The sequence below is a fragment of the Pantoea sp. ARC270 genome (genome assembly GCF_003236725.1).
Classification (GTDB): domain Bacteria; phylum Pseudomonadota; class Gammaproteobacteria; order Enterobacterales; family Enterobacteriaceae; genus Pantoea; species Pantoea anthophila.
The window spans coordinates 72,133-94,349 of record NZ_PUGA01000041.1 but is presented as its reverse complement, the minus strand read 5'-3'; the positions used below and the strand labels follow the sequence as shown (position 1 = coordinate 94,349).

Below are 22,217 nucleotides of genomic sequence, written 5' to 3'. Positions count from 1 at the left end.
TATCCTTTGCAGAGGAGGTGACTATGTGTGGACGGTTTGCGCAGTACAGCAGCAGAGATGAATACTTTGACGCACTGGGGCTGACGCCCGATGAGGTCATTTACGATCCGGAACCGATAGGGCGCTACAACGTTGCGCCTGGAACAAACGTCCTGCTGCTCAATGAGCGGGAGGAGGAGATCCACTTTGACCCGGTCAACTGGGGTTATGGTCCGGAGTGGTGGCACAAGCAGCCACTCATCAATGCGCGGGGTGAGACGGCTGCCACAGGGCGTATGTTTAAACCTCTCTGGGAGCATGGACGCGCCATTGTTCCGGCAGATGGCTGGTTTGAGTGGAAGAGGGACGGCAAAGCAAAACAGCCCTATTTTATCTGCCATAAAAAGCAGGAGCCGCTGTTCTTTGCTGCGATTGGCAGGGCGCCTTACGGCAGGGATCACGGGCGCGAGGGGTTTGTCATCGTAACGGCCGCGAGCAATCAAGGCATGGTCGATATTCATGACCGTCGCCCGCTGGTTTTGCGTGCCGATGCAGTACGCGAATGGCTGAGTGCAGAAACCACGCCAGAACGTGCGCAGGAGATCGCACGTGACGCAGCCTTACCTGAGACGGCCTTTACCTGGCATCCTGTTACCCGCAAAGTCGGCAACATTCATAATCAGGGTAAATCTCTGATTGAGGCCATTGAACCTGACTCAGTCGGAAACGCAGATTGAATTGATTTCCGGATTGCGTCCCGCGCCGCTGGCAGTAATCCCGTAAAATTTATTTTCATCGATTCGGGATTGCTCCTGGCCCTCTGACAGATTGCCACATTTTAAGGGAAGCGGTACTTTACTGGCGCAGTTCATTTATCTGCCATCCATGACAACGGCTGGACCGGAAACAGGAAACATTTACTGAAAATTCCAGCTTCACGATTTTGTCTCATTCCTGCTTTTTATTTTTTTGCCGCTTACGCTTTATTTCGTAAAAACAGTCTGTGATTTTCTTCTTTTAGCGCCACTCTTGCTGATTTTATGCGTAGCATCATGCTCGTAAGATTATTTAACATCCTGATCAGTCAGCAGGTTATCTGAGTAATTGGCGGGGCTAAGAATCGTCTTAAAAGCTCATGGAAGAAACTATACAGTGAATTTCGGCCCGGTACAGATATCAGGGTGAAGCTATTGCTTATAAAGACTATATATTTATTTTTAATCGAAACGGGAATAATCAGCGCGATTATTTCCTGAAGAAATTAATAATAAAAAGTTGTGTTTAAACACCATTCAAACCACGCTTGTTAAGTCATTAACATTAAAAGTGAGATGAATATGAACAAGCACAGAGGCGGATCGGGTAATTTCGCAGAAAATCCCCAGCGGGCTTCAGAAGCGGGACGGATTGGCGGAAAAGCCAGTAGTGGGAATTTTAAAAATAACCCTGAACGGGCCGTTGAAGCGGGACGTAAAGGGGGTTCAGTGAGCCGTCGCGGTAAAACGCAGGAAACCCGTGCCTGACTCCGCTATTTCTGCACGGTATTCAGATCTATTTTGTCCGGAACTTTGTGCCGTGCAGAGTTCATTTTCTCCCGCCCTGTTCAGGAGCACACAATGCAATATACAAAAACGGTGAAAGGGCTGCTGGCTGTCTCAGCAGTGGTGACCCTGTTCTGCAGTGCCAGCGTGCAGGCTCAGACGCAGACAAACACACCGCAAAGCGGTAATCCCGCCTCCTCCGCATCGAACGAAAAACTCAGCGCCGGCGACCAGAAAGCGGTTAAAGAGATGGCGCAGGCCAATATCAACGAAATTGCCGCCGCAAAAATCGCGCTCAGTAAGTCGCAAAGCGCTGACGTCAAGGCCTTCGCTCAGAAGATGGTTGCCGATCACGGCGCTGCCCTGACCAAAGTGCAGACGGTCGCTCAGCAAAAAGGGGTCGCGCTACCCACTGAGCCGGATGCCACCCATAAGGCGATGGCCCTGGAACTGGAAAAGCAGAGCGGCGGGGCATTTGACAAAATGTATATGGAAAATGCCGGCCTGAAAGACCATAAAATGGTGCTGTCAACGCTGGAAAGTGATGCTAAGACGATAAAAGATCCGGATGTAAAAGCGCTGGCCGACGCGCATACCCCGGTTGTCGGGGAGCATCTGAAATCTGCCCAACAGATGTCGCAGTAACCGGCTCAGGGTTTACTGAGTAAACAGCGTGCCGGGTGGGCAGGGCGTCCGGAAGAGTGGACGCCATTTGTCGCGATGTACCGGCCGGACAAGACGCTGTTTGTAACTCCTGCTACGCCCCTCATCCAGCTTCCTCTCTGAAGCACAGATGATTAAAAGAAAGACGCAAAGTCATTTGACACCTTAGCCTACCTACTAGTAGATTCATTGCAGGCCCGGCGCGATTTACGGGTTCATCGTTCTGTCAGAGGCAAAACGTGAAGGATGACGCGCGAATGAGCGTTGACGTTAATTTCTGCAATGTTGAGTGTATTAATGAATAAATCTTCTCTTTCTGACCGTCAGAAATTAGCGCGTCTGGCGATAATCGCTGTTATACCGTTACTGCTGATTGCGCTCTTACTGTGGGCGGGTGGCTGGCTGGACAGGTCGCGGCTGACATCGGATAAGCTGGTCACGGCTTTAGAAAAGTCGGGCGGCAGGCATCCAGGCTTTCGCCGCAATCATGCTAAAGGCGTCTGTATTCTGGGCGACTTTTCGTCAAACGGTAACGCCAGTGCCCTGTCGCGCGCCGCGCTGTTCGCGCCAGGAGTGACGCCTGTGGTGGGTCGTCTGGCAATTGCAGGCGGCAATCCCCATGCGCCTGACTATACGGTGCCGGTGCGCAGCATGGCGCTGGCCTTTTATCAGAAAAATGGTGAACAGTGGCGAACCGGCATGAATGCGATGCCGTTCTTTCCGGTCCAGAGCGTGGAGGGTTTTTACGATCTGCAGGCCGCGACGCTGCCGGATGCCCGAACGGGTAAACCCGATCCCGCTAAAGTTCAGGCTTTTGTGCAGCAGCACCCTGAGATTAAACGCTTTTTTGGCTGGGCAAAGCAGGCAGTGCCTTCTTCCAGCTGGATTAGCGATCGCTTTAACAGCCTGAACGCCTTTAATTTTATCGATACCGCAGGCCATTCCCATCTGGTGCGCTGGAGTATGGTGCCGCACGCTGACTATCAGCCGATAGCGGTAAAAGAGAAGGGGGACGCTGACTTCTTACGGAACGATTTGCAGCAGCGACTCACGCAGGGGCCGCAGCAGTGGGACCTGATCATCACCGAGGCGGATGCAGGGGATAAAGGCAATGATGCGTCGGTGGCGTGGCCAGAAGACCGCAGGAAGATCACTGCCGGAACCCTCACCATCCATACGATGACGGCTCAGCAGGATGGCGCGTGTAACGGCATCAATTACGATCCGCTGATTTTACCGGATGGCATTGCAGCTTCGGATGACCCGCTTCTGAATGCGCGTTCATCTGCGTATGCCAAATCTTATAATGCTCGCACCCACGAACAGGCCGGGGCTCACTGATGAAACAGAAAAACACTTTTCACCCGGCACTGCGCATCATCCACTGGCTGATGGCCGCGGCCATCATGGCAATGCTGTTTATGGGTGTCGCCATGGTCTCCACGGTGTCGTCATGGCACAGCCTGCTGGTGGCCATACATAAACCGCTGGGCCTGATGATTCTGTTGCTGGTGATTGTGCGGCTCTGGCTGCGCTTCACTACCGCCAAACCTGCGCTGCCGGCCACGCTACCGGGCTGGCAGAAGGGGTTAGCGCATCTGTCCCACTGGGCGCTGTATGCCATGATGCTGGCTCAGCCACTCATCGGCTGGGCGATGCAGTCGGCCGCTGGTTATCCCATTACCCTGGGTAACCGGGTGCTGCCGGCCATTTTTCCTGTCAGCAACGACGCTTATGCTCTGCTGCGGCCGCTTCACAGCTGGGTTGCTTTGGCCCTTTTCATGACGGTGATGTTGCATCTTGCCGCTGCCCTGTTCCATGGGTTGATACTGCGTGATGGGGTGTTCAGCAGTATGGCTGGCCTGAGTAAGCGTAAAGGAGGCGCGCCAGGCTCGCTTGACAACCCGCATGGCGGTCAGTAGGTTCAGGGCCGTTTACCGATTTGCCGTTAATTGATCTCAACTGCCGGAGCATGCATGAGTACCGAACGTTCACAGAAAGCCGAAGAAATAATGCACCATACCCGAATGCTGCTCACCTCCGGCGGATATAACAGCTTCAGCTATGCCGATCTGGCTGAGCGGGTAAAAATCCGCAAATCCAGTATTCATCACCATTTCCCCGCCAAAGCGGATCTGGTGCAGGCGGTGGTGAATGATTATCGTCAGCAGGCACAGACAGGCATGGCGGCAATCAGTCAGCACTTCGCCGGAGATGCCCTGGGGGAAATTAACAGCTATGTGAACTTCTGGGCCACCTGCATAAAAGAGAACAACTCGCCTTTCTGTATCTGTGTGATGCTGGCTGTGGAGTTACCGGTTTTACCGGAAGAGGTCGCTCGGGAAGTGACCGGACATTTCAGCGATCTCACGGAATGGCTGACCGCCGTGCTCGACAGGGGAAATAAGAGCCACGTGTTTAACCTGCAGGAAAGTGCAGCAGCAGAAGCGAAATCGGTTATGGCGACGGTACATGGTGCGATTATTGCTGCACGCGCTTTTAATAATCCCGATATATTTTTGCAAATTGTCGAGCCGGTAATAAAACGACTACTGAAAAGCCACTAATCGAGTCCGGGTAAATAGCCGCCTTTGCGACACCTGTTAATATTTTCCAGCTTTCATTTAAATTCAGCGCGCTGCTGCTGAATTTTATTGCGGGCTATCCAGAAGAACGGTTAATTATCCCCGGTAATTACATTATCCGGAATCTCTGCCATGCATCCGCTGGCGGACCAGATAGCTTTTGTCTCAGCAAACACGAGGAAGTTATTTATGACGACAGTTCGTGCTCTGCCATCATTACCTGTTCTCTCTTCATTCTGTTTAAGAATGAGTAACCAGCCTGACGCCATTGCAGCCGGTTTTCAGACGCAGTTGCAGAATCAGGTCCGGCTTTCACTGGCTCATAAGGTCCCGCTGCCCGCCGGACAAAAAATAGCAATCGCTGCCACTCCCCAGCGTACGCACATTGATGCCCTTCTTGCGCAACTGCTGGCGGACAGAAAGCGAGTCTCAGAGGTCGTCTGCCATGCGGCAGAGCATCGTGAATCTGCTTCATTGCCGTGCCAGCTGATGAATAAAAATGAACTCGCGTTGAGATGTGACGCTGACGTTTATTCACTGATCCCGGACGTGCCGTTTGTCTGCCCGCTACCTTACCCGCCAGGGAGTGTGAGCCCGTTAACGCCGATTGTTATCTGGACTGCGCCTGAGATCGTCCGGTTCCCGGCTTTGAGCCCCAGAGGAGGGCCTTTGCGAATACGCAGTGTTCGTCTGATAAACAAAGCCGGTTATCGCCGGAGGGGAATCATCGAAAACGACCTGAATGATATTGCCCCGTCTCACTGAAACGCCGGGCACTGAGTCAGTCAGCGCCTGTGAAAGTATTTACCTTCAGATCAAACCGGAGAGTTATTATGCAGACCCCTCAACCATCTGTTACGCACGCCCAGAACCAATGGCTTCAGTCTTATTACTATATCCGTGCGACCGCATCTGTTATATGGATTTTACTCGCGGTGTTGATTGGTAAAGATCATCCCGGCATCGGAGCCGTTCTCTTTATTATCTATCCGGCCTGGGATGCCCTGGCAAATTATTTAGATGCCAGTAAGTCAGGCGGATTAGCGGTAAATCCACCGCAGAAATTTAACCTGATTGTGAGCCTGATTGTTGCGGCGGCCATTATCTGGTCACTCTCCGTCAGCATAAATGCGACCATTAAAGTCTTTGGCATCTGGGCAATATTTTCGGGCCTGCTTCAGCTTTCGGCGTCCCTCCGCCGCTGGAAATCTTCCAATGGGCAGTGGGCGATGATTTTAAGTGGTGCGCAATCTGCGCTGGCGGGCATTTTTATGTTCAGGCAGGCGAGCAGTGATATGCATCTGGATGTCACCACGGTTGCCCCCTATGCGGCGTTTGGCGTCTTCTATTTCCTGATTTCCGCCATCACGCTGACCCTTAAAAATGGTCGCAGGCGTAAAGTGACGGTGTAAGCCACCTGACGCCGTCATGCCCTGTCAGTCGGGCTCCGGGGCCAGCATCGTTTCTGCAAGATCAAGCAGGGCACGCAGCCGGTCCATATGACGGAGGTCCTGATGATAACCTGCCCAGATATCCCTTGAAGGCGGCATATCTGGCGTGGCAATGCGCTGCAGGCCCGGCGTGGCGTCCCCCAGTGGCTGAGGCAGCACGGCGACGCCCATCCCGCGCAGGCACATCTGCGCCTGAACAGCCCGGCTGGTGCTTTTGAATGCCGGGGCCGACTGCGGAAACCGTTCCAGAAGCCAGGAAACGTCAGGAAAGTGTGACTGTGCGCTGTTCATCAGGATCAGCCCAACCGAAGAGGGGGCGCTTAACAGCGCCTCCGCCTTCTCTGGCGTCCCGTAAAGGGCATAAGGCACGCTCATCAGACGTCGCTGAACGATGTCGGGATCGGTAAAAGGCACAATTCGAAATGCGACGTCGGCATCGCGGCGCGACAGATCGAGCAGGCGAAAGCTGGCGATCACCTCCGGCACGATCGCCGGATGACGGCGCGTCAGTTCGCTCAGAACCGGTGCCAGCACGTAGTTAGTAAACCACTCTGCCGCTGAGATACGTAAAATCCCTTCAAGGCGTTCATGATTTCCGGCCAGGCGTCGCTCCATCGCCAGCGCCGAATTTTCCATCGCTTCGGCCAGTTTCATCACGCCGTCACCGGCATCGGTCAGCACCAGGCCATCCTGTGTCCGGCGAAACAGTGCCTGCTGCGCCTCATCCTCCAGGGCCTTTATGCGGCGTCCTACCGTCGGATGACTCACGCCCAGACTCAGGGCCGCTTTCCCGTAAGAGCCGTTACGCATGACGGCCAGAAATACCTGAACATCACTCCACTCCACAGCCGCGCCCCTCCGTACAAAAATGAACATCGAATATACAAAAGTGTCAGTTCTCAAACAACTTTGAAGGTATCAACATAGCTTTCATCGGGTCGCCGCAGGCGTCTTTTTCAGGAAGCTAACTATGAAGAGATTAAAAGACAAAGTCGCTCTTGTTACCGGTGGTTCAAAAGGTATCGGAGCCGCAATAGCCCGTCAGCTGGCCGCCGAGGGGGCAAAAGTGGTTGTCAGTTACCTCTCAGACAGAGAGGGGGCTGAGCAGGTGGTCGCCGCGATCGACGCGGCCGCGGGTGAGGCGCTGGCTGTGGCGGCCGATGTCACCAGCCAGGCCGGCGTTGAAGCTCTGGTCAGCACCACGCTCGCGCATTACGGACAGCTGGATATTGTGGTGAACAACGCCGGTGTTTATCAGTTCGCTGCCATTGAGGAGAGCACCGAAGCGCTCTATCGCCGCCAGTTCGACATCAATGTTCTGGGGCCGTTGTTAGTCACCGCGGCGGCCGTCCCTTACATGGGCAGGGGAGGCAGCATCATCAACATCAGTTCGTTTGTCACCCGCGTCTTCATCGCCGAAAGCGCCATCTACAGCGGGGCTAAAGGCGCGATAGATGCCATCACAGGGGTTCTTTCAAAAGAGCTCGGCCCGCGCGGCATCCGGGTAAATGCGGTCAATCCCGGTCTGATCGAAACAGAAGGAAGTCACAGCGCTGGCGCGATGAATTCAGCGTTTCAGACGTGGAATGAAGCGCAGACGCCGCTCGGCCGTATCGGTCAGGTGGACGATGTTGCACCGATCGTCTCTTTTCTCGCTTCAGAGGAAGCGGGCTGGATATACGGTGAAGTGATACTGGCCTCCGGCGGTATGCGCTGATTGTCGCGCCGCTGGGCTGACAGGGGCGACACGCCCCTTCCGATCCCTTGCCTCATGTCCCTGACGGGGGACGTTCCCATTTTCTAAGGAGTGATTAATGTCCATACATCACATCCCGCAGGCCGAGCCGCGTCGCTGGGCCATGTTTATCATTTTACTGGTCGGCGCTTTCCTGCCGCCGCTCGATTTCTTTATCGTCAACGTGGCACTGCCCGCGATTCAGCATGAACTGGGTACGTCATCCTCGGCGGAGCAGCTGGTGATCTCCTCCTATGCCGCGGTGTATGCGGTGACGCTGATTACCGGAGGACGTCTGGGTGATATCTATGGTCGTGGAAAAATGTTCTTTCTGGGGCTGATCGGTTTTGCCGCTGCCTCTGTGCTGTGTGGTTTTGCCTGGTCACCCTGGGTTCTGATTGCCGGACGCCTACTGCAGGGGGTGACAGCCGCCATTATGGCCCCGCAGGCGCTGGCTTCCGTTCAGGCTATTTTTCCTGAAGCGGAGAGACCGCTGGCGCTGAGTATTTATGGTGCCGTGTTTGGGCTGGCTTCTGTTATCGGGCAGGTGCTCGGGGGCATTCTGATTCAGGCCGATCTGTTTCATCTCGGATGGCGGGCAATTTTTCTGGTTAACCTGCCGGTAGCGCTGCTGGTTGTTCTTTTTGGCCTGCCGCTGCTGAAGGAAACGCGGGCACCTTCCGCTCAGCGACTCGATCCTGTTGGCACACTACTGGCAACGCTGACGCTGAGCGCGCTGATTGTTCCGCTGATTGAAGGCCGGGAGGCAGGGTGGCCCTGGTGGACGTGGCTGCTCTTTGTGACGGTCCCGCTGCTGGCCTCGGCATTATGGCGTTATGAGCATCGCCTCAGCCTGAAGGGCGGAACACCACTGCTGAATCCGACTGTGTTGCGCGCGCCGGGCCTGGGGCAGGGACTGGTCATCGTTCTACTGTTCTATTCGATTGGTACCTTCTTTCTGTTGTTTTCAGTTTATCTGCAGGGCGCGCTGCATCTGAACGCGCTGACAGCAGGCACGCTTTTTCTGCCCTTTGGTCTGGGATTTCTGATCGGGCCACTGCTCACCCCTTACCTGAGACGCTTTGTCGGCAATCTGCTCAGCGCCATCGGGATGGGATGCGAGACCGCGGGACTGGCGGGGCTGGCATGGCTGATCGCCACGACGCAGACAGGCCACTCTCCCGCCATGCTGCCGCTCGCGGCGCTCCTTTTCCTGACGGGGCTGGGTCAGGGGCTGGCCATGCCAACGCTGGTGCGGATGGTGACAGGCCAGGTTGCGGCGCCGTTTTCAGGGATGATTGCGGGCGTCACCAGCGCCGCGTTACAAATCAGCACGGCGCTCAGCGTGGCCGTCATCGGCGGACTTTTCTACAGCCTGCTCGGCAGTGATAAAAGTGCAGCCGGGATTTCGCAGGCGTTTATCGTTGCGCTTTTGACGATGGCTGGCTGCCTGGCGGTGGGAGCAGGGCTGAGTATCCGCTTAATCCGGCGCACCTCCGGGCGCACGGACGTCTCAGCCAGCGTTTCCCTTTCATCCCGCCGTCGCGGAACCGGTTAGTCATCCGTCGAGCGCGTAACCGTTTCCCAGCGATCGATCTCCGCACTGAGTGCCGTCAGCTTCTGGCGCACTAAGTCCAGGGCATCACTGCCCAGCAACAGATGAGCGGGTGGATTGTGGCTTTCAATCAGTGCCAGTATGGCCCGGGCAGCCTTTGCGGGGTTACCGCGTTGCTTTCCGCTCTTTTCTTCACGGGCCTGACGGATGGGGTCGAATAATGCGTCATAGTCCGGGATCGTGCGCGCGCTTCTTACCATCGAACGCCCCGCCCAGTCTGTGCGGAATGAGCCGGGGGCCACAGCGGTAACCGCGATATTAAAGGGTGCCAGTTCCTTGCCTAAGGTTTCTGAAATGCCCTCTAATGCAAACTTGCTGCCGCAGTAGTAGCTGATGCCGGGCAGGGTGATAAAACCGCCCATCGAGGTGATGTTAATGATATGGCCGCGACGGCGCTGACGCATGCCCGGCAGCAGAGCCTTGATCATCGCGACCGCGCCAAAGACATTAACGTCAAACTGGCGGCGCATCTCTTCCAGAGAAGACTCCTCCATGATGCCTTCGTGGCCGTAACCGGCGTTGTTTACCAGCACATCAACTTCACCGAAGGTAGATTCAATCTCCCTGACCACCTCATCAATACGCTCAGCCTCTGTCACATCCAGCAGACGGCCTGCCGCACGCGCAGGATCCAGCGCCTCAAATGCCTCCAGCGCGGCACGGTTACGCACCGTGCCGATGACCCGATGCCCGGCTTTGAGTGCCTCCTGTGCCAGAGCAAGACCAAACCCGCTGCTGACGCCTGTGATCAGGATTGTTTTTGCCGTTGTCATAACCAGAACCTCCATGAATTGTCGGAATTGCATGGTATTCTCTGTGGAGCCGGATTTTCAGGCCCTTTCTTCTCGTTTTCTTGCCTGATCTTATGAGGTGCAGCGATGTCCGACATGATCACCCTGATAAAAGCCCTTGCCCCGCAGGAGGGCTATAACCTGACCGCGTTATCGGGTGTGCGCATTTTGCGGTCCGATCGCCCGCTGGCCAGAACGCCGGTGCTGTACGACCCCGGGATCGTGATTGTCTGTCAGGGCAGCAAACGCGGTTATTTTGGCCAGCAGACCTACATCTATGATGAACAGCACTATCTGGCGGTGTCCGTGCCGGTTCCGTTTACGATGGAAACCGACGCGTCAGCAGCGCATCCCCTGCTGGCCATTTATCTGCATCTGGATTTTCAGCTGGCCGCTGAGCTTATGTTGCAGATCGATCAGCATGAGGCGCTGCACCCTGCAACCGCGCCACAGAGCATGATCTCCAGCCCGATGGATGAGCCGGTGAGGTCAGCTGTAGAGGGGTTGCTTAAGGTCCTGAACAATCCGCTTGAAGCTGAGATTCTTGGCCAGGCGCGGTTGCGGGAGCTCTATTTTCGCGTACTGACCGGTGCGCAGGGTAACGCCATGCGAGCCGCGCTGGCGTTACAGGGGCAGTTCAGCAGGATAGGAAAAGTATTGCAGCGCATCCATGCCACCTATGCAGAATCCGTGACGCTGAGTGAGCTGGCTCATGAAGCGGGCATGAGCGTGCCGACCTTTCATCTTCATTTTAAAGCGATCACCCGCTTGCCACCGATGCAGTATGTGAAATCGGTACGCCTCCACCAGGCGCGAATGCTGATGGTTCGTCAGCAGATGACCGCGGCCTCGGCCAGTTTCGCCGTGGGCTATGAGAGCCCTTCGCAGTTCAATCGTGAATTTAAACGCTTGTTTGGTCTGCCTCCGGCAGAGGAGATCAAACGCATGCAGAAACACTTTGCTGTTCCGCCTGCGCAGGACGCCTCAGTTTTCGTTTCTTCACACTGACGCCGGGCTGACACTATTTTCTGGCCACAATCCGCATTTCCACCAGCGCATTCTCCGGAATGAATTCCGACACGCCGATCGCAGACCATGCCGGATAGGGGGCCTTGATATAGGCATCTTTCACGCTGGAAAACAGGGCGATATGTTTTTTCAGGTCGATATGAAAAGTGGTCATCTCCACAATGTGGTCATAGGTTAAACCGGCAGCGTTCAGGTAGATGCCCAGCTTATAAAACGCATCATGAAATTGCTCGCCAGGATCTTTGCTTATCGGTTTGTCCTTACGCGCAGCGGTAACCCCTGAGAGATAGAATGTGCCATCGGATTCGATAACCGGAGAGAAGTGCCAGTCATGGTAATAGTGTTTAAAGTCTTCAGGGACGATGGGTTTTTTCATGATCTCTCACGCTGATGAGCTTAATGGTTCAGGTCTGTTCTGCATCCCGATCTCTGCTCAGAGGTCAAATCGGACCAGACCGGCTTAATCACCAGGTTAGCGCAAATGCAGGTTGCCGTCAGCTACACTCAGAATTCTTAATCCGCAAAAGGAAGAGAACATGAAAAAGTCACAGATGGCCCTGCTATCACTGCTGGTGGTTATGCCGTTGACGGCCATGGCGCAGAAAGCAGAGATGAACATGACGCACGACATGCCGGATTCTCCCGCATCAAAAGAGTACATGGCGGGCATGCAGAAGATGCATCACAACATGATGGCGGCAATGAAGGAGCAGGATCCTGACAGGGCCTTTGCCAGCGGCATGGCCGAGCATCACAAAGGAGCGATTGCTATGGCTGAAACGGAGCTGAAATATGGTAAAGATCCTGAAATGAGAAAGATGGCGCAGGAGATTATCAAAGCGCAGAAGGGTGAAATCGAACAGCTGGAAAAATGGCTGCAGAAATAATGGCTGAGATGGCGTGAAGCGCATTCACGTGATGATATTCACAACGTTACCGCCAGAGAGTCTTGCGGCCGTTGCTGGTGCTTTGTTAAACCCGCAGGGCTGACTTGTGGGTTTAAGATTCAGGAGAGTGTGATGATCTGGCTCGTGACAAAATATGCGATAACGGCCTTTATGGTTGTACTGATCTCAGAAGTGGCAAAGCGCAGCGACCGGCTCGGCGGCCTGCTCGCGGCCCTGCCGCTGGTGACCCTGCTGGTGCTTATCTGGATGAAGCTGGAAGGGCAGGCACAGGAAAAAATTGCCGCTCACGCCTGGTATACCTTCTGGTACGTGGTGCCGACACTGCCGATGTTTATCCTGTTCCCCTTTATTTACCCGCGTGCTGGCTTCTGGCTGACACTGCTCATCGCCTGCGCGATAACCGTCGTGCTGTTTGCCCTCTGGGCAATATTACTGAAGCGATTTGGAATCATTCTTCTCTGAATAAGCCTGCATGCGTTAATAAGCGCTGAAAAAGGCCATTCGACTTGCTGCCTTAATACCGGCATCTGTCACCATGAAGTGGCGGTAATTAAATCCTCAGACAGAATCAGAATGACTATTTTATGCGGCCAGTTTGCGTTAAAACACCATTTCTTCATTGTCTGTCCGAACGTTAAAATAATCTTTTTCTTAAAGCAGGAAACGCGGCTTTGAGAGATCGTGAGATTGTTAACTTTGCCACGTTAGCTAATATTTCAGAGACGCAATCGATATTAAGGAATTCTATCATGCTTAAGCAACGTACTCTTAAAGCAGCCGTTGCGCTGGTTATAGGTTTGGCCGTCTGTGCTGCACCGGTTTATGCAAATCCTGGCAATGGCAATGGCAATGGCAATGGCAATGGCAACGGTTACGGCGGAGGTCAGGGTAACGGGAATCACGGGAACAATGGCGCGCACGGCAATAAAGGGCCGGGTAACGCAAAATCAAAAAACGAACATGGACATCGTAAAAATGCCGGGAAGCCCGATCGCGTAGACGCCGACATTAACTTCTCTCGTGCACGGAGCCTTGCCGTCAACTATGGCCTGGTTGGCTATCAGTCCCTGCCGCCGGGCATCGCGAAGAAAGTGGCACGCGGTAAACCGTTGCCGCCCGGCATTGCGAAAAAAGCGTTACCCGCTTCCATGCTAAACGATCTGCCTTACTACCCGGGCTACGAGTGGCGAGCCGTGGGCGACGATTTAGTGCTGATTGCCCTGAGTACGGCAGTCGTGACCGCCGTCATTAACGGTGTGTTTGATTAACCCCGTAACAGAGACTCCGCCCAACGCTGGCGGAGTCTTATCAGCCAGGTTCATCGTCAGGTTGCAAAACGGGTGAGGGCAGGTAATACCTGAAAGATTAAATGCTGCGACAAGCTGTGTATTATTGTCAGGCTATCAGAACAGGCTAATCAGGAAAAAGCATGGACAGGGACACACTGGTTACACTTTTAAAATTCAAACGCTGGATTGATGCCGAAACTCTTAAAACGATTAAAGGCCTTAGCGACAATGCTGATGCACATAAACGTCACCTGATGTTAAGGCTGATGAACCACATCTATGTGACAGACATGATTTTCAGCGCCAATATTTCGGGCAAGCCGCACGGCTATACGGCCCTGAACACGCCTGAAACACCCTCAGCAGAAGAGCTTGAAGTTAAAATGGCCGCCTGTACCAACGGCTATATTGAATATGTCAGCGCACTCTCTCCCGCCGATTTAGACGAAATGATTACATTCCGTTTTGTCGATGGAGGCGAGGGCAGAATGAGGGCCGTTGATATGCTGAATCACATGCTTTTGCATGGAAGCTACCACCGCGGCGCGACAGGCTGGTTAATCTCGGAGTGCGGCGGTGTTCCGCCAAAAGATGTGCTGACCGTTTTTCTGCGGGATCACAATCACTGACAGGAAGGATCTTCTGGCGGCGTTGATGGCCGCCATACGTCTTCACGCAGCCGGTCTAAATCCCCAGACTGGCCAGCAGATCATCCACATCATCCTGACTGGCGGCAGGTTCTGCTGAGAATGCAGGTGCCGGCGGCGTAGCGCGCGCGGCGCTGGCTGGCGAGGCTGATTTATCGCGGATTACCTGAATTAACTGCTGCTCTGCCTGATTCAGCACCGCCATCATCGCCTGCACGATCTGTCCGGTAATATCCTGGAATCCCTGCGCCATCATAATGGCGTGCAGATGCTGACGTGTCAGATTCGTGGCATGAGGGACATCATCCAGCAGGGCAACGGTATCTGCCGCTAACAGATGTGTTTGCTCTTTCGTCAGGGATTCTGCTGACGTGGCATTCCAGCGCTGCAGTAATCGATCCGCCTTTTCTGTCAGCTGAGTCTGCACCGGCTGAGTGATTTCAACGCTGTTAATAACCTCATCTGCGGCTTCACGGGTCAGTGTGACCACGTAGCCCAGCCTTTCACGCGCGTTGGGGATGCTTCCCGCAACCTCGGCAATGGTTTTATCCAGTCCCAGCTGTTGCAGACTGTCCCGAAGCGTCCGCAGGATAGCGCCCGCACGCGCCGTGATCTCGGTGATTTCCTGTTGCTCACTATGGGTATCGGGTAATGACATGGGTGCTTTCTCCTGCGTAGGCAATGTCGCTATCTGCTGTTATCGGCAGTTCCTGGCGGAATTTGATTTTTTCCTCCTGACGGCGGGGGAGGGGGATGGGAAGGCGGCTGAAACAGCATGAAGAAACGTCAGCGTCGTGTCTGAGAAAAGCGTTTATGCGGCTATGTGAATAGCAAGCTATAAATAAATCAGCGATTTTATCGCTTGCTATTTACTTTGGTGTTTTTTGTGATAGATTGGCTTTAACGATGGGTAGATGACCCTCGAGAGATTTTTATTCAGCCCTGGCAATCCTGTCAGGGCTTTTTTTTTGGGCTGGATCTCTTCGGTCTGCTCAGCTCAATGACTCGCCAGGACATAAAGCCGGCAACACACAGCGTTACAGCCCCGGCGCTGTCATCACGCATCAGGTTTGTGTCTGATGTTTATGGCACGCCATCAGACCTGCGCTTCGGCGGCGTCCATCATTGCCGGCAGGGCGCTGAACAGCGCCTGAATAGCCAGCCTGACTTTCAGCGACTGATGCGGCGTGCGCAGCCAGACGACAGAAACCGGCCAGCTTCCGGAGGTATGTTCTTTCAGTATCTGTTTCAGGCTGCCGCTGATGAGGTCGTCCCGCACCAGCCAGTAGGGTAACCAGGCGATACCGGCCCCCGTCAGCGTCATATCTTTTACCGCCTGCATATCATCCAGGGTGAATCGGGCAGGCGGCGAAATCTCCACCGCGTCACCCCGTTCATTTTTGACCTGCCACTTCAGCACCTGTCCGCCACGGATGTAGGCCACTGCCGCATGGTGCCGAAGTTCATCCGGGGAAGCCGGTTCGCCAGCCTGGCTGAGATAGTCCGGTGACGCGCAGAAGACCATCGTGTGATAAGCCAGCCGCCGGGCTATCAGGCTGCTACTGTCAGCCAGCGCGCCAATCCTGACTGCCAGATCGAACCCCTCCCCGGACAAATCGACCTGACGATCGCTGAAAGATATCTCAAGTTCCAGCTTCGGGTGCGCTTTCGCCAGCGCGGAGAAGACAGGCGAGACGCAGAGGTGCCCCAGCAGCACCGGCACCGATACGCGAAGTTTACCGCTGGCCTGCAGCTTGCCGCTCTCCAGCAGATCTTCGGCAGCCTTGAGTTCGTTCATCGCCCGGCGACAATATTCATAATAGAGCGCGCCTTCATCGGTAAGACTCTGTTTGCGGGTGGTGCGGTTAAACAGCGTGACGCCAAGTCTCTCTTCGAGACGGGCGATGGTCTTTGCGACGGCAGAGCGCGTAACGTGCAGCCGCTCAGCTGCCTGAGAGAAACTCATGGATTCAGCCACGGCCACAAATACCGGAATGGTGTTCATTTCGCTTTTCATATTGTCGCCTCAGCGGAATCAATGACGAGAAATAGTATCGCCGTCGTATCTTAAAAGGCAATGCTACGATTGTGACTCTCTGCTCTTAACCCCTACAGGAATCACGATGAATCACACCATGAAACGCTGGACACTGAATGAGATTGGCCGTCAGCATCTGACTCTCACGGAGACAGCCATCCCGCAGCCGGGTCCGTGCGAAGTGCTGGTCCGGGTGAGTGCCGTTGCCCTTAACTTCCGGGATAAGGTCATTATTGAAGGTGGGATGGGAAAAGAAATGCCGATGCCTTTTACGCCGGGTTCCGATATGGCCGGCGTAGTTGAGGCTGTCGGTCCGGGCACGTCTCGTTTTAAACAGGGTGATCGCGTCATCTCCTCGTTTAACGCAGACTGGATCGACGGAAAGGCGGTTAACAACGCCAGAAATCCGCACTACAACACCCTCGGCTACACCTTGCAGGGCGTGCTGGCAGAATATGTGGTGATGAACGAAGCGTGGCTGGTCAACGCGCCGCAAACGCTGAACGATGCGGAAGCCAGCACCCTGGTCTGTGCGGGGCTGACCGCCTGGTTTGCACTGATTGAACGCGGCGGCCTTAAAGCGGGCGAAAGCGTTCTGGTGCAGGGAACCGGCGGGGTGGCTCTGTTTGCACTTCAGATCGCCCGTGCGATGGGTGCAGAGGTCTTTATCACCTCCTCCAGTGATGAGAAGCTGGCGGCAGCAACCGCGCTGGGGGCAACCCATGGCATTAACCGTCAAAAGGAAGAGTGGGTCGAAGCCGTTTACCGCCTGACGCACAATCGGGGTATTGACCATGTGATAGACACCGTCGGCGGGCGTAACTTCGCCGATTCTGTCCGCGCTGTCGCCTCACATGGCCGCATCTCTCTGATCGGGATGATGGACACGCACGATACGTCAGCCCCTGGCGGATTGCTGCTGCTCAAGTCTCCGACGGTTCAGGGCATCGGCGTGGGGCACCGGCGGGCGCTGGAAGATCTGGTCCGGGCGGTGGATGTCATAAACCTGAAGCCGGTCATCGATAAAACCTACCGGTTCGATGAACTGCCTGAGGCACTGGCGCATCTTGACCGGGGCGCATTCGGGAAGATTGTTATCAGCGTGGACTGACAGCGCGCCCGGCCTTAACCAGGGCCAGCACAAAACCATCCCATCCCTTCTCACCCACCGTCTGAATGGCGGTGGCGTCAAGCCGCTCATCCTCAGCAATCATCCGGACAAACTCACGCAGGCCCCGGACATTAGGATCGTGACTCTCCGCATCAAGCACCTGTCCGCCACGCACCGTGTTATCACCGACGATAACTGTGCCCGGGCGAGAGAGTCTGATGGCCCATTCCAGATAACGTGGATTGTTCACCTTGTCGGCATCAATAAAAATCAGATCAAAGGGCGCCTCCAGGTCAGGCAGGATATCAAGCGCTGCGCCAGTGTGCAGCGTAACGCAGTGCGTCAGCCCGGCTTGATGGATATTCTGGCGGGCGACCTCTGCATGATGCGCACTGTATTCGATAGTGGTCACGCTTCCATGCTGAGGAAGCGCTCTGGCCATCCAGATCGTGCTGTATCCACCAAGCGTACCGATTTCAAGAACGCGGACGGCCTGAGACATCCGGACGAACAGTGACAACATTTTTCCCTGCAAAGCAGACACATCATGAGCAGGTAAGCCCTGCTTTGCGTTGTTAGAGAGCGCGAAATTTAATTCAGTATCTTCGGGCGCAAGCTTTTCAGAAAACCAGGCATCCACCTGTGCCCACTTATCTGAATCTGTCGAGGGATAGTCAGGGATTCGCATAGGTTATTCACTCTCCTCAGAAAAGGTGTTTTCCCGGCGCGGCTGGCCCGACAGGGCCAGCACAGCCAGCGCGCAACACAGTGTGATGGCTGCCAGCACCCTGAAAAGGCACAGATAGGCGCTGTCATAACTATTCTGGACCACTGTGCGGGAAACGCCGGGTAAAAGTGTTATTGCCTGCTGAAGATTGCCGCCTCCCAGCCAGGCTGCCGCCTGGTGAATCTCCGCTGATGTCAGCCCCTGAACGCTTTTGCTGAGGTTCATAGCGTTCATTCTGGTGAGAAAGGCGGAAACCATCGCCAGCGCGATGCCTTCTCCCGCTACACGAACGGTGTTGAACAGGCCGGCCGCCATCCCGGCTTTTTCAACCGGAACCGCAGAAAGGGCAAGTCCATCCATCAGCCCCCACGGCAGCGCCGCGCCTGCCCCGGTTATCAGCAATGCGACGATAAGCAGCAGGGCGCTGTGACCCTGTAACGCCTGCCCGAGGAAAAGTAACCCGGCTGCCGCGATCATCAGCCCGGATGCTGACACCACGGACGGTGAAAACCAGCGCGTCAGCACGGCGGCGCAGGCGGGAAGAACCAGCATCGGTGCAGTCAGGGCCATAAGGAAAAGCGCACTTCGCGACTCACTGAATCCATTTCCCCCCATAAAGTGCAGCGGAACGATGATCAACAGCACAACGTAGCAGTAGCAGGTTGCCACCGGCAGCAGCAGAATCCCGGCGAAGCGCGGGCTGCGCAGCAGGGAAATATCGAGCACAGGATGGGCAGTACGCTGGCAACGCACAATAAATGCACCCAGAAGCAGCATGGAGCAGAGGAACAGCACCAGCGGCAGAGGGGATAAAAACCCGAACGTGGATAACAGCATCATCGCAGTGGTAAACAGAATCAGCGCCGCGGTAAACAGCGTCAGCCCGGCATTATCTGCCGGATGAGAGGCGTTCAGCGCCGAAAGCGGCAGGTATGCTCTGCCAGCGAGCAGCACGCCCCCTGAAAGCAGCGCAAACAGGATATAGACCCAGCGCCAGCCGAGGGTATCGGTAATAAAGCCCACCGCCAGCGGTCCAAACGCTAAGCCAGCGCCGAAGAGGGTGCCGAGCAGGCTGAACATCCGCGTCCGGTCTGCGCCCTCATAGATCCCGGCCAGCAGCGCGCTGCCGCTGGCTAAGAGCATGGCCGCGGCCAGCCCCTGCAGGGACCTGAGCAGGCCCTGCATTATCAGGTTGTTCATCACGCCGATGATGAGACTGCTGAGACAGAACAGCGCTGCGCCAGCGATAAAAACAGGTTTTCTGCCGAGGGCGTCTGTAGCAATGCCTGCTGTCAGCAGAAAACTGCCAAACGTCAGCATAAATCCATTCGTCAGCCATGACAGCTCGCCAGGGGAACCGCCCAGCATGTGCTGGATGGCAGGCGTGGTAACCACACCGCCGGTGAAACTCAAGGGCAAAAGCAGCGCCGCCATAAAAACGGTAAGGGCGGCTGGGGTTCTGGTGTGGCGAAAAAGCGCGCGGGCTCTGTATGACATAACAAGACCTTTTATCCTGACAGCGAATGAGTGAAAACTGCTGCGATGTTATTGCGGACATCTGAGCGGATAAATAGACTGGATGGACGGTCTCAATGGACATAAAGTTTATAATCGATGGATAGCCTGACTTCTCTTACCTCTTTTGTGCGGACAGCCGAGACGCTGAGCTTTGTTCAGGCTGCGCGACTGCTGGGGATTTCAGCGTCAGCAGTCGGTAAAAACGTCGCCAGACTTGAGCAAAAACTGGGCGTGCGGCTTTTTAACCGCAGCACAAGAAATGTGAGCCTGACGACGGAAGGGGCGGCACTACTCACCCGATGCAAAGCGATCCTGGAACAGCTTCAGGAAGCCGAGTCAGCACTGGCGAGCAGTGCCGCAGAACCTGCTGGCAGACTCCGGGTCTCACTCCCCGCCGCGGGCTACAGATTACTGCTTCCTGCGCTCCCCGCGTTTACCCGCCGTTATCCTCAGATCGAACTGGATCTGGATTTCAGCGATCGGCTGGTGAATATCATCGACGAAGGATTTGACGTGGCGATCCGCAGCGGTGAGTTAGCTGATTCCAGGCTGACGGCAAAGAGGCTGGGTCATTTCCGCTTCCTCCTCTGCGCCAGTCCCGCTTATCTGAACAATTCTGGGGTTCCGGCGTCAGCGGATGATCTGGCTGAACACCGGTGCATTTTTTTCCGCCTGCCCGCCACCGGCTTGCTACAGACATGGGAGCTTCAGGGGCTGCGGCCCGGCGCTGAACCCAGAGCGGCATCGGTGTTGACGGTAAATAACATTGAAGCGGCGATTGGCCTGAGCTTATCGGGAATGGGTATCAGCTATCTGCCCGACTTCATCGTTCGCGACGCGCTGGCTGAGGGACAACTGAAAGAAGTGATGCAGGGTTGCTGTACACAGCAGGGGCACTTCTCCGCCGTGTGGCCCTCCGGCCGCTACCTCTCCGCCCGGGTCCGCTGCTTTATCGATTTTATTGCTGAATCAGGGTTGGCCCTTTAAGGCCGCGTCACGCCTGCTGCGGCGGTTCAAACCAGGGTGTCACCAGCATATGCGGAAGGGCGAGCGCGGCAAGGGCGGCAAACAGCGACCGGATGCCCGCAGCGTCACCGGGTAACATCATATAAATGATCAGCGAGGCCAGCAGTATGGCCGCGGTCAATATCGGCCAGGTCAGATGGAGATAGCCCGCGTACGTGGTAAAGCCCAGCTGGTCACGACGCAGTCGGGTTTGCGGCAGCGCGTGCAGAATCAAAAATCCCATCGAAAAGCCGACGAAAGGCGGCAGCAGCAGCAGCGCCAGTATGCCCGCGATAAGATGTCCATCCCGCCGAAGAAGCCCGGTGAGGGTCAGCCCCAGCGCACCGATGCCACCGAGGATCGCAAGGGCCGCCGTCACAGACCCCGGCATCACGGATGCCAGCCCGGCCTGATGCAGGATAGACCTGAACGCGTGCAGATGAAGGGTGGCCGGGGCCGCTATCATCGTGATCCCCCGCGCCAGACGTTCTGTCAGTCCGCCGTGCGGTGCATCCTCAAGGGCAAAATGGACAGCTGAGGCGATCAGAAAGCCGGGCAACGCCAGCCCTGGCGCGCGGTGCCACCAGAGCAGACAGAGCGCAATCACTGCGCCATACAGGGCAAGAAACGGCAGCCGGCGGCGACGCTGAACCACGTCCAGATCGCTGGCGCCGTGCGCCATGCCGATAATCCCGATAGCGATAACCGCAAACAGCACCTGTACGGACAGCGGGCAGAAGGAGGCAGCCAGGGCTGCCCCCCACAGAGCCATCCATCCGGCCCCTGATCGTGTTATCACTTCACGGTACCCGTGCGGCGGGTATGATCGAGCGCTTTTTCCAGGTTAGCCGCCGCGTAAAAGGCATAGAAGACCTTCGCGATGATATCCAGCACTAAAAATGCCCAGACCGATGAGGGATCGGTAATGATTTTCAGGCCTTCCGGACCGACGAGGAACACAATCGGATAGATGAACCAGACGACGGTCAGCAGCGCGACATTTTTATTGTAGGCACCCGCCAGTGCACTGCCGCGATTGGCCGCCATGGTGCGAAGCGGTCCCCAGAGCAGGTAAACCACTCCCAGAAACGCGGCACAGGACCAGAGGTACCAGACCCATTTCGCCGCCGCCGTTTCAGCCAGTGACGAAACCAGACCGGTGATAATCATCATGACATCCAGCACGATGATGGCAGTGAGAAAACCGCCTATTTCACCGGGTTTACCGTGTTCATGGAAGGCGAGCATAACCAGTCCTGCCAGTAAAATCGGCGTCGTAATCGACCAGTCAGCGTAACGCGCCAGATAGACGGTGCTGCCGCTGTCCAGCGTCAGATTACCGAACCCGAACGCCATGGCCAGATAGGCGGTGGCGGCGATAAAAGGGACGGATGCATGCATGAGGGTATGATGACGGGAAGGAAATGTTTTGCCGCCGGTGGCGTAAATAACCAGTGACGCAATTGCCATGACCGAAAACCCGATCAAAAATGCGGTTTGATCCATGTTAATCTCTCCTGAGCAGTAGCGCGGAAATGCCGCCTGCTGCGTTGCCATAAATTGAATGCGTTTATATTCCGAAAAG

At 55.5% G+C, this 22,217-nt stretch carries 26 protein-coding genes; 17 read left to right on the top strand and 9 right to left on the bottom strand.

All coding sequences use genetic code 11. The features are described from left to right. Positions 1-23: 23 nt before the first annotated feature. The 8 genes from CKF42_RS17575 to CKF42_RS17540 all read left to right on the top strand — a co-directional run bounded on the left by CKF42_RS17575 (position 24) and on the right by CKF42_RS17540 (position 6,180). Complete coding sequence (locus CKF42_RS17575; RefSeq protein WP_111208779.1) at positions 24-716, top strand: SOS response-associated peptidase family protein; 693 nt, start codon at positions 24-26, stop codon at positions 714-716. Positions 717-1,316: 600 nt separating this feature from the next. Then, positions 1,317-1,502 carry a general stress protein gene (locus CKF42_RS17570; protein WP_072215481.1) on the top strand — a complete coding sequence of 62 codons (186 nt, stop codon included), beginning with the start codon at positions 1,317-1,319 and terminating at the stop codon, positions 1,500-1,502. Between the two features lie 93 nt (positions 1,503-1,595). Then, a complete protein-coding gene (locus CKF42_RS17565; protein ID WP_111208778.1) occupies positions 1,596-2,165 on the top strand; it encodes a DUF4142 domain-containing protein in 570 nt (189 codons plus the stop codon). A gap of 315 nt (positions 2,166-2,480) precedes the next feature. After that, on the top strand, positions 2,481-3,524 hold the full coding sequence (locus CKF42_RS17560) for a catalase family peroxidase (protein WP_111208777.1): 1,044 nt from the start codon (positions 2,481-2,483) through the stop codon (positions 3,522-3,524). Beyond that, positions 3,524-4,105, top strand: a complete 582-nt coding sequence (locus tag CKF42_RS17555) for a cytochrome b (RefSeq protein ID WP_111208776.1) — start codon at positions 3,524-3,526, stop codon at positions 4,103-4,105. The genes CKF42_RS17560 and CKF42_RS17555 overlap by 1 nt, the downstream gene beginning before the upstream one ends. A 54-nt stretch (positions 4,106-4,159) precedes the next feature. After that, complete coding sequence (locus CKF42_RS17550) at positions 4,160-4,750, top strand: TetR/AcrR family transcriptional regulator (RefSeq protein ID WP_111208775.1); 591 nt, start codon at positions 4,160-4,162, stop codon at positions 4,748-4,750. Between the two features lie 207 nt (positions 4,751-4,957). Then, the gene (locus tag CKF42_RS17545; protein WP_146239952.1) at positions 4,958-5,533 is read left to right on the top strand and encodes a hypothetical protein; all 576 of its coding nucleotides are present in this window, start codon (positions 4,958-4,960) and stop codon (positions 5,531-5,533) included. 29 nt (positions 5,534-5,562) lie between these two features. Then, positions 5,563-6,180 carry a DUF308 domain-containing protein gene (locus tag CKF42_RS17540; RefSeq protein WP_233501055.1) on the top strand — a complete coding sequence of 206 codons (618 nt, stop codon included), beginning with the start codon at positions 5,563-5,565 and terminating at the stop codon, positions 6,178-6,180. Positions 6,181-6,204: 24 nt separating this feature from the next. On the opposite strand, the gene CKF42_RS17535 is transcribed toward CKF42_RS17540, so the two are convergent. Continuing rightward, positions 6,205-7,065, bottom strand: a complete 861-nt coding sequence (locus CKF42_RS17535) for a LysR family transcriptional regulator (protein ID WP_111208772.1) — start codon at positions 7,063-7,065, stop codon at positions 6,205-6,207. Positions 7,066-7,189: 124 nt separating this feature from the next. Between CKF42_RS17535 and CKF42_RS17530 the strand changes: the two genes are divergently transcribed. Next, positions 7,190-7,936, top strand: a complete 747-nt coding sequence (locus CKF42_RS17530) for an SDR family NAD(P)-dependent oxidoreductase (RefSeq protein WP_111208771.1) — start codon at positions 7,190-7,192, stop codon at positions 7,934-7,936. Between the two features lie 97 nt (positions 7,937-8,033). Beyond that, a complete protein-coding gene (locus CKF42_RS17525; protein ID WP_111208770.1) occupies positions 8,034-9,512 on the top strand; it encodes an MFS transporter in 1,479 nt (492 codons plus the stop codon). Here CKF42_RS17525 and CKF42_RS17520 read toward each other — a convergent pair. Continuing rightward, positions 9,509-10,342, bottom strand: a complete 834-nt coding sequence (locus CKF42_RS17520; protein ID WP_111208769.1) for an oxidoreductase — start codon at positions 10,340-10,342, stop codon at positions 9,509-9,511. The two genes, CKF42_RS17525 and CKF42_RS17520, sit on opposite strands and share 4 nt — an antisense overlap. Before the next feature lie 105 nt (positions 10,343-10,447). On the opposite strand from CKF42_RS17520, the gene CKF42_RS17515 reads away from it, so the two are divergent. Further along, positions 10,448-11,368: an AraC family transcriptional regulator gene (locus CKF42_RS17515; protein WP_111208768.1), complete on the top strand. Its 921-nt coding sequence runs from the start codon at positions 10,448-10,450 to the stop codon at positions 11,366-11,368. A gap of 13 nt (positions 11,369-11,381) precedes the next feature. Here CKF42_RS17515 and CKF42_RS17510 read toward each other — a convergent pair whose 3' ends face one another. Continuing rightward, entirely contained in the window at positions 11,382-11,765 is a 384-nt protein-coding gene (locus tag CKF42_RS17510; RefSeq protein ID WP_111208767.1) for a Rid family hydrolase, read from the bottom strand. 175 nt (positions 11,766-11,940) lie between these two features. Here CKF42_RS17510 and CKF42_RS17505 point away from each other — a divergent pair, with 175 nt between their 5' ends. The 4 genes from CKF42_RS17505 to CKF42_RS17490 all read left to right on the top strand — a co-directional run bounded on the left by CKF42_RS17505 (position 11,941) and on the right by CKF42_RS17490 (position 14,215). Next, entirely contained in the window at positions 11,941-12,276 is a 336-nt protein-coding gene (locus CKF42_RS17505; RefSeq protein WP_369974608.1) for a DUF305 domain-containing protein, read from the top strand. 132 nt (positions 12,277-12,408) lie between these two features. Continuing rightward, on the top strand, positions 12,409-12,759 hold the full coding sequence (locus tag CKF42_RS17500; protein WP_009092904.1) for a DUF3147 family protein: 351 nt from the start codon (positions 12,409-12,411) through the stop codon (positions 12,757-12,759). A 287-nt stretch (positions 12,760-13,046) separates the two neighbouring features. Then, entirely contained in the window at positions 13,047-13,565 is a 519-nt protein-coding gene (locus CKF42_RS17495; protein ID WP_111208765.1) for an anti-virulence regulator CigR family protein, read from the top strand. Positions 13,566-13,726: 161 nt separating this feature from the next. Beyond that, complete coding sequence (locus CKF42_RS17490; RefSeq protein WP_111208764.1) at positions 13,727-14,215, top strand: DinB family protein; 489 nt, start codon at positions 13,727-13,729, stop codon at positions 14,213-14,215. A 55-nt stretch (positions 14,216-14,270) separates the two neighbouring features. On the opposite strand, the gene CKF42_RS17485 is transcribed toward CKF42_RS17490, so the two are convergent. Continuing rightward, positions 14,271-14,891 carry a protein phosphatase CheZ gene (locus tag CKF42_RS17485; RefSeq protein WP_111208763.1) on the bottom strand — a complete coding sequence of 207 codons (621 nt, stop codon included), beginning with the start codon at positions 14,889-14,891 and terminating at the stop codon, positions 14,271-14,273. Between the two features lie 438 nt (positions 14,892-15,329). After that, positions 15,330-16,250: a LysR family transcriptional regulator gene (locus CKF42_RS17480; RefSeq protein WP_111208762.1), complete on the bottom strand. Its 921-nt coding sequence runs from the start codon at positions 16,248-16,250 to the stop codon at positions 15,330-15,332. Positions 16,251-16,356: 106 nt separating this feature from the next. Here CKF42_RS17480 and CKF42_RS17475 point away from each other — a divergent pair, with 106 nt between their 5' ends. After that, entirely contained in the window at positions 16,357-17,382 is a 1,026-nt protein-coding gene (locus CKF42_RS17475) for an NAD(P)-dependent alcohol dehydrogenase (protein ID WP_111208761.1), read from the top strand. Here the strand turns inward: CKF42_RS17475 and CKF42_RS17470 are convergent. Beyond that, on the bottom strand, positions 17,369-18,070 hold the full coding sequence (locus tag CKF42_RS17470; protein WP_111208760.1) for an O-methyltransferase: 702 nt from the start codon (positions 18,068-18,070) through the stop codon (positions 17,369-17,371). The two genes, CKF42_RS17475 and CKF42_RS17470, sit on opposite strands and share 14 nt — an antisense overlap. A 3-nt stretch (positions 18,071-18,073) precedes the next feature. Further along, positions 18,074-19,606: an MFS transporter gene (locus CKF42_RS17465; protein ID WP_111208759.1), complete on the bottom strand. Its 1,533-nt coding sequence runs from the start codon at positions 19,604-19,606 to the stop codon at positions 18,074-18,076. A 117-nt stretch (positions 19,607-19,723) separates the two neighbouring features. On the opposite strand from CKF42_RS17465, the gene CKF42_RS17460 reads away from it, so the two are divergent. Next, entirely contained in the window at positions 19,724-20,614 is an 891-nt protein-coding gene (locus CKF42_RS17460; RefSeq protein ID WP_111208758.1) for a LysR substrate-binding domain-containing protein, read from the top strand. A gap of 7 nt (positions 20,615-20,621) precedes the next feature. On the opposite strand, the gene CKF42_RS17455 is transcribed toward CKF42_RS17460, so the two are convergent. Beyond that, complete coding sequence (locus CKF42_RS17455) at positions 20,622-21,404, bottom strand: Brp/Blh family beta-carotene 15,15'-dioxygenase (RefSeq protein ID WP_111208757.1); 783 nt, start codon at positions 21,402-21,404, stop codon at positions 20,622-20,624. Positions 21,405-21,427: 23 nt separating this feature from the next. Next, positions 21,428-22,138, bottom strand: coding sequence for a bacteriorhodopsin (locus tag CKF42_RS17450; RefSeq protein ID WP_111208793.1), 711 nt, complete (start codon positions 22,136-22,138; stop codon positions 21,428-21,430). Positions 22,139-22,217 lie beyond the last annotated feature (79 nt).

What these genes read in the sequence shown, in the direction of transcription:
- CKF42_RS17570 (WP_072215481.1), top strand. Translation starts at nt 1,317, where the DNA reads ATGAACAAGCACAGAGGCGGATCGGGTAATTTCGCAGAAAATCCCCAG.
- CKF42_RS17460 (WP_111208758.1), top strand. Translation starts at nt 19,724, where the DNA reads ATGGATAGCCTGACTTCTCTTACCTCTTTTGTGCGGACAGCCGAGACG.
- CKF42_RS17500 (WP_009092904.1), top strand. Translation starts at nt 12,409, where the DNA reads ATGATCTGGCTCGTGACAAAATATGCGATAACGGCCTTTATGGTTGTA.
- CKF42_RS17565 (WP_111208778.1), top strand. Translation starts at nt 1,596, where the DNA reads ATGCAATATACAAAAACGGTGAAAGGGCTGCTGGCTGTCTCAGCAGTG.
- CKF42_RS17495 (WP_111208765.1), top strand. Translation starts at nt 13,047, where the DNA reads ATGCTTAAGCAACGTACTCTTAAAGCAGCCGTTGCGCTGGTTATAGGT.
- CKF42_RS17480 (WP_111208762.1), bottom strand. Translation starts at nt 16,250, where the DNA reads ATGAAAAGCGAAATGAACACCATTCCGGTATTTGTGGCCGTGGCTGAA.
- CKF42_RS17525 (WP_111208770.1), top strand. Translation starts at nt 8,034, where the DNA reads ATGTCCATACATCACATCCCGCAGGCCGAGCCGCGTCGCTGGGCCATG.
- CKF42_RS17475 (WP_111208761.1), top strand. Translation starts at nt 16,357, where the DNA reads ATGAATCACACCATGAAACGCTGGACACTGAATGAGATTGGCCGTCAG.
- CKF42_RS17505 (WP_369974608.1), top strand. Translation starts at nt 11,941, where the DNA reads ATGGCCCTGCTATCACTGCTGGTGGTTATGCCGTTGACGGCCATGGCG.
- CKF42_RS17450 (WP_111208793.1), bottom strand. Translation starts at nt 22,138, where the DNA reads ATGGATCAAACCGCATTTTTGATCGGGTTTTCGGTCATGGCAATTGCG.
- CKF42_RS17455 (WP_111208757.1), bottom strand. Translation starts at nt 21,404, where the DNA reads ATGGCTCTGTGGGGGGCAGCCCTGGCTGCCTCCTTCTGCCCGCTGTCC.
- CKF42_RS17490 (WP_111208764.1), top strand. Translation starts at nt 13,727, where the DNA reads ATGGACAGGGACACACTGGTTACACTTTTAAAATTCAAACGCTGGATT.
- CKF42_RS17550 (WP_111208775.1), top strand. Translation starts at nt 4,160, where the DNA reads ATGAGTACCGAACGTTCACAGAAAGCCGAAGAAATAATGCACCATACC.
- CKF42_RS17515 (WP_111208768.1), top strand. Translation starts at nt 10,448, where the DNA reads ATGTCCGACATGATCACCCTGATAAAAGCCCTTGCCCCGCAGGAGGGC.
- CKF42_RS17470 (WP_111208760.1), bottom strand. Translation starts at nt 18,070, where the DNA reads ATGCGAATCCCTGACTATCCCTCGACAGATTCAGATAAGTGGGCACAG.
- CKF42_RS17510 (WP_111208767.1), bottom strand. Translation starts at nt 11,765, where the DNA reads ATGAAAAAACCCATCGTCCCTGAAGACTTTAAACACTATTACCATGAC.
- CKF42_RS17545 (WP_146239952.1), top strand. Translation starts at nt 4,958, where the DNA reads ATGACGACAGTTCGTGCTCTGCCATCATTACCTGTTCTCTCTTCATTC.
- CKF42_RS17485 (WP_111208763.1), bottom strand. Translation starts at nt 14,891, where the DNA reads ATGTCATTACCCGATACCCATAGTGAGCAACAGGAAATCACCGAGATC.
- CKF42_RS17555 (WP_111208776.1), top strand. Translation starts at nt 3,524, where the DNA reads ATGAAACAGAAAAACACTTTTCACCCGGCACTGCGCATCATCCACTGG.
- CKF42_RS17575 (WP_111208779.1), top strand. Translation starts at nt 24, where the DNA reads ATGTGTGGACGGTTTGCGCAGTACAGCAGCAGAGATGAATACTTTGAC.
- CKF42_RS17530 (WP_111208771.1), top strand. Translation starts at nt 7,190, where the DNA reads ATGAAGAGATTAAAAGACAAAGTCGCTCTTGTTACCGGTGGTTCAAAA.
- CKF42_RS17520 (WP_111208769.1), bottom strand. Translation starts at nt 10,342, where the DNA reads ATGACAACGGCAAAAACAATCCTGATCACAGGCGTCAGCAGCGGGTTT.
- CKF42_RS17560 (WP_111208777.1), top strand. Translation starts at nt 2,481, where the DNA reads ATGAATAAATCTTCTCTTTCTGACCGTCAGAAATTAGCGCGTCTGGCG.
- CKF42_RS17465 (WP_111208759.1), bottom strand. Translation starts at nt 19,606, where the DNA reads ATGTCATACAGAGCCCGCGCGCTTTTTCGCCACACCAGAACCCCAGCC.